This is a genomic window from Nostoc sp. CALU 1950 (assembly GCF_051172895.1).
Lineage (GTDB): Bacteria > Cyanobacteriota > Cyanobacteriia > Cyanobacteriales > Nostocaceae > Nostoc > Nostoc edaphicum_A.
Window position 1 is genome coordinate 1 of sequence record NZ_JBDNJQ010000276.1, and the last position, 5,192, is coordinate 5,192.

A 5,192-nucleotide genomic window follows, 5' to 3' on the forward strand; every position below is an offset into this window, starting at 1 on the left:
GACATTTAGCAGTTTGCACATCCCATAGCTTTACAGTGTGGTCTTCGCTACCACTCGCCAATATTTGACCATTAGGACTGAAGATAACTGAGCGAACCCAACTGGTATGTCCCTGTAAAGTGTCGAGACATTTAGCAGTTTGCACATCCCATAGCTTTACAGTGTGGTCTTCGCTACCACTTGCCAATATTTGACCGTTGGGACTGAAGGCTACTGACCAAATCCAACTGGTATGTCCCTGTAAAGTATTGAGACATTTACCAGTTTGCACATCCCATAGCTTTACGGTTTGGTCTTCGCTACCACTTGCCAATATTTGACTATTGGGACTGAAGGCTACGGAGCGTACCCAACTTTTATGTCCGCTACAGGTAAAAAGTCGCTTTCCATCTTCCACTTGCCATAAGTGAGCATCACCATCGGCATCGCCTGTAGCCAAAAGTTTTCCATTGGGACTAAATGCCACCGACAAAATACTACCCAACTTTTCCGTAAAAACTGATTTGGATAAATCAGAATCAGCCAAATCGACATGATGTAAATTCACGCCCTGCAAGTAAGCTTCCCAAATAGCCAGATGCGAAAAGTTAGAGCCGCTTAAATCAACTTGAAGGTGGCAAAGTAAATTAAGAACGTTACCGCCTGCATATCCTGGCTGAACAAATGATTTTGCTCGGATATTCTCTAAAATTTGAGTGAGCTTTTCGGTGATAATTCTAGGAAATCTAAAAATATTTAGTAAATTTTCTATAACTGGCTGGAGGATGAAGCGAACTTGAGTATTCCTGACATAATCTTTGTCAGTAGCTCCGATTAGAGCATGACTCATAAATAGTGCCATCTCGCCTGTATAAATTTCTTGAGTAATCTGTTCAATGAGTCGCTCGGTAATATACTCCATAACTACAGGCTGGAGAGTAAACTGAGGAGTTTTATGTTCTAGTTTTTGCTCGATTAGCGATCGCCTGCGTAGCGATTCTAAAGCTTCCAGCAATTCCCGTTTTGCTAAGGGACGCACAATATCATCTAACAATTCATCTAGGGAAACTAACTCACGCTTGATTGCCAACCAGTAGATGATTTCTTTTTCTAACTCGGAGGTGCGCTCAAATTGCTGATCTAATAAGTCACGAGTATCGCCAAAAATTATCTCTCCTTCATTCAGAAAAACAGCAATATCACCGCCAAATAACTCCCGAATTGACTCAGATACCAGTTTTAATGCCAAAGGATTACCTGAATATTTGTTAATTAGTTGGCTCCAATCTTGTCTTGAGCCAGATAAGCCTTTATCTTTCAGAATTTCTTGCCCTTCTATGTGCCCTAAGCCTCCTAATGTTAGGATTCTAACTGGTGATGTTTCTCCTTCTAAAGGTGCAAATTCTTTCGGTTTTTCTCGTGAAGTCATTACCAAACAACTGCGATGAAATTCCTCTCCTATGCGTCTGAGTAGTTGACCATAACCTTCAAATCCTTCTCTGTATTGTCCAGCCCGTACCTCTTTGGCAGGAGGCACACTCGCACTTGCTTGCAAAATTGTCTCTGCGTTATCCAAGACCACAAGACAACGATGCTCTTGTAAATAATGAATTAACAGGGTTATTAGAGCATCTACAGTTTCTGGCAAATCCTTTTCTTGCTCATCAGATACAAATCGGATCAGATTTCTCAACATCTCTTGCACAGGTGGAGCATTGCGAAGACTTCGCCAAATGATGTGGTCAAAATTCTCCTGAACTTCGTTTGCTAGCTTCACAGACAAGGCTGTTTTGCCGATTCCCCCCATACCCAGTAGTGCTATGAGTCGGCAGTGTTCTTTAACTACCCAGCGCTTTAGTTGAGATAATTCGTCTGCACGCCCATAAAAAAGATAAACTTCAGGTGCTTCCCCCCAATCAAGGCGTTTGTTGGTCATTTGCTCTTGTTCTTCTGTCACCGAAGATGTTTGATACTCACAATCAATCACTTGTTGTAACTTAGTGAGTTTACCGGGGCCACCACCACCCACATTGAATTTTTTATAAACTTCACTTAATCTTTTGCGTACCGCTTCGGCACTGATACCCAATTTTTCGGCGATCGCATTTGGCGGTTTTCCCTCCATAGCATACAAAAAAACTTCTTTCTCGCTGCCAGACAAGCACCGTTCTTCGGCTGCAACTAAAAGAAATTCTTGGGGAATCGCACTCATGTACAAATTAAGACTAACTACACTCACAATGTTAGCTCACTAGGTGAGAAAATCATCTATCGAGAGTAACATAAAGACTTATAATATCTATCCTATTGTTAGGAAACTGTTATTTTTAACCAGTGTCTGAATTTCTCTTGTTGTTAGCTTGACAACCTCACCAAGTTACTTTAAAGTGAGTCTAAGTAAATACATTTAGTAACTTAGTGAGTTAATTGTTAACTCAAAGAAGCTTAGTGTGTCAACGGTAAAAACGCTGGAACTGCCAATGCAGAGACAGTAAATGTTGAAAGTCTTTGGTCTTGAAAAATTACATTCATTTTAGGGGTTGATGCACGTAACTGGACGTTATGCGTCATTACGGGCATTGAGCATCTAAATTCCGATTTCCCAGATATTGAAAAATTTCTTGAGGAGTTTAATTTTCATCATCTGTAAATATTAAGACCACCATTGTTGGCATTTCAATTTCACTCAGATTTTATAGGACTGCTGCGTAACTTAACTAGCTAGGAGCAAAGCTATAAATATTTGCTTCTGCTTTGGAGTAGTTGAGGATGCGCTTGCGCCCTTGATTCAACTCTAATTACAAGGACAAAAACTATGAAAATTCTAAAAGACGACAATAATATGCTGCTCAATTGGACTGGTAAAGGACTCAAGTTTTTTCTGCTGGTACTGCTGGGCGTTGCAGTCGCCTTTGTTGTGTCTCACGTTTTTGGTGCGGTCTCGATAGTTGGAATCCTTTTATCCGCAAGTTTGTGGATATGGTTTGCAAGGGTAGCAGTATCTCTATTTTGTCTATTTGCGATCGCGATCGTGGTTGAGTCCTGGGGATAATTTTTCACCCACTTATCACCAGCTAGATTGCAATTTTAGGTTCGTAGTGAAGTTTAATCAACTCTCTTGGGTTAAATGCAAGTTTAGCCCAAGGCTTACCACTAGGAGATTATATCATGCCAAATAACAACAACGGCTTTGGGGGAGAACCACTTTCGCCAATCTTAGTCATCTTAGTGGCGGGATCTATCTCTTTGGCAATTGTTAACAAAGCTAATCACCCAGCATATTTTGACATCGTTAAAATAGCTATGGCTTACAGCTTTGGCTCCATCAAATCCCAAGGAAAGACGAGACATTCTAATCATCAAGATGAAGCAGATGATGACGAGTTGAAATAGCAGACATGAGAACTATAGCAGTTCTCCTTTGGGTGTCAACTTAGAGCCAGGGCGAAGGTCATTCGCCCTTTTAACCTCTAAAATAGAAGAATGCTGTCAACTCCCACTCAACTACTGCGACTGTCTCAAGGACAACTCAACTTACTAGAAACTTGTCCGCGTAAATTTCAACACACTTACCTAGAAAAACTCAATTCGCCCTCAAATCCAGAACAAGAAGAACGGCTAACTTTGGGTAGTCGCTTTCACTTGCTAATGCAACAGCGAGAAATGGGTTTGCCAATTGATAGTTTCCTGCAAGCAGATGCTCAACTGCAAAGCTGGATGCTAGGTTTTGCCGATGCAGCCCCAGAAATCTTAACACCTGCATCTGATAATCAAACTTTCCGTGAAAGTGAACACTACCGAACTCTGCAAGTTCAGGACTATTTGCTGTCGGTTATCTATGATTTATTGATTGCAGATAACCAACAAGCACAAATTCTCGACTGGAAAACTTATCCTAAACCACCCAACAAACGCCAGTTAGAATCCAACTGGCAAACACGGCTTTATCTGTATGTATTGGCTGAAACTAGCGACTATTTGCCAGACAATATTTCCATGACTTACTGGTTTGTCCAATCTGAGGGCAAGCCGCAAAATATTAAATTTAATTACAATACTGCTCAACACACACGAACAGCAAAGAGACTTAATCAACTGTTAAGCCAGTTAACTAATTTGTTGGAAGATTACCAAAATAACCAGCAGTTTCCTCAAGTGGTGGAGGGTAGCAAAACTTGTGATCATTGTCAGTTTGCCAAACGGTGCGATGCCTACGACGGTAAACTACGCACACAAGGTATTGAAGAAGCAGTAAAAGACTCATTACCAAATTTTGACAGCATTCCAGAAGTCTCACTCAACCCCATACATTAGAGGATGTTTGTAAAATCCAATAGAGGTATAAAGAAATTAAAAATTAATATAAATTTATGTCAAGCTTTGACGAAACTGAAGCAATTTATGTACGCGAATTAGGAATTGATGACATTGCTCCCGTTTACCACTTGGGAGAAGGTTTATTTACCAGCGATTTATATCCTTATTTATACCGCACCTGGGACGAATGGGAGGTGATTGGACTTTACAACACCGATCCCGAATACTGTCTTGTGGCTGAAACAGATGGAGAATTAGCAGGATTTATTTTAGGAACCATCATCACCAAAGCATCCTGGACTTATGGATATATTTTATGGCTAGGAGTTAGTCCGAAATATCAGCGTCGGGGAGTTGCAGACAAGCTAGTTGATAAAGTCGTCGCCCGGATGATTGAAGATGGGGCGCGGTTTATGCTGGTAGACACTGACCCAACCAACACTTCAGCATTAAAGTTTTTTAGTCGCAAAGGTTTTGGTAATATCCGCCAGCATATTTTCTTGTCGATGAATTTAAGCAAGCACGAATATTATGGCAGATTGATTGATTATGAACACCAAAAAGCTGAAAGAGCCGGTTACAGGCGATCGCGTCCAGCAATTCGTGCCCGTAAACCTGATAGTGTTGCAAATGAAGTCATCCTCAATCCTCTAGTGAATGAATCTCAAGCAACTGAAGATCAATCTCCAATCTAAAAGGATGTGTAAAAGAGACTGGGGACTGGGGATTGGGGACTGGGTTTGAAAAGTATTAGGCGAAAGAATTCGCGACTACACAAATCAAGTCTACCTCCGTGGAAAGCGTGAAAAATCAAGGGTTTTTAACCGAATGGCACTAAGAAAAGATACAGCCCTTGCTCTGACTGGTTCCCAGCCTCTAGGCATCTTCGCAGCACT

General features: G+C 41.1%; 5 protein-coding genes. 4 read left to right on the forward strand and 1 reads right to left on the reverse strand.

The annotated features are described in order from the left end of the window. Window positions 1–2,191, reverse strand: a 2,191-nt coding sequence (locus ABF638_RS36550; RefSeq protein WP_435027648.1) for an NB-ARC domain-containing protein, incomplete at its 3' end; no start/stop codon positions are given. 603 nt (window positions 2,192–2,794) lie between these two features. Between ABF638_RS36550 and ABF638_RS36555 the strand changes: the two genes are divergently transcribed. The 4 genes from ABF638_RS36555 to ABF638_RS36570 all read left to right on the forward strand — a co-directional run bounded on the left by ABF638_RS36555 (window position 2,795) and on the right by ABF638_RS36570 (window position 4,991). After that, window positions 2,795–3,031 (forward strand): hypothetical protein, encoded by a 237-nt coding sequence (locus ABF638_RS36555; protein WP_420761281.1) that lies wholly within the window; start codon window positions 2,795–2,797, stop codon window positions 3,029–3,031. 116 nt (window positions 3,032–3,147) lie between these two features. Further along, window positions 3,148–3,372, forward strand: a complete 225-nt coding sequence (locus tag ABF638_RS36560) for a hypothetical protein (RefSeq protein WP_420761282.1) — start codon at window positions 3,148–3,150, stop codon at window positions 3,370–3,372. A gap of 90 nt (window positions 3,373–3,462) precedes the next feature. Continuing rightward, the gene (locus ABF638_RS36565; RefSeq protein ID WP_435027647.1) at window positions 3,463–4,293 is read left to right on the forward strand and encodes a PD-(D/E)XK nuclease family protein; all 831 of its coding nucleotides are present in this window, start codon (window positions 3,463–3,465) and stop codon (window positions 4,291–4,293) included. A gap of 56 nt (window positions 4,294–4,349) precedes the next feature. After that, window positions 4,350–4,991, forward strand: a complete 642-nt coding sequence (locus ABF638_RS36570; protein WP_069074105.1) for a GNAT family N-acetyltransferase — start codon at window positions 4,350–4,352, stop codon at window positions 4,989–4,991. Window positions 4,992–5,192: the final 201 nt, after the last annotated feature.

Excerpts from the sequence above, each read along its gene's own strand:
- ABF638_RS36555 (WP_420761281.1), top strand. The coding sequence starts at position 2,795 with ATGAAAATTCTAAAAGACGACAATAATATGCTGCTCAATTGGACTGGT.
- ABF638_RS36570 (WP_069074105.1), top strand. The coding sequence starts at position 4,350 with ATGTCAAGCTTTGACGAAACTGAAGCAATTTATGTACGCGAATTAGGA.
- ABF638_RS36565 (WP_435027647.1), top strand. The coding sequence starts at position 3,463 with ATGCTGTCAACTCCCACTCAACTACTGCGACTGTCTCAAGGACAACTC.
- ABF638_RS36560 (WP_420761282.1), top strand. The coding sequence starts at position 3,148 with ATGCCAAATAACAACAACGGCTTTGGGGGAGAACCACTTTCGCCAATC.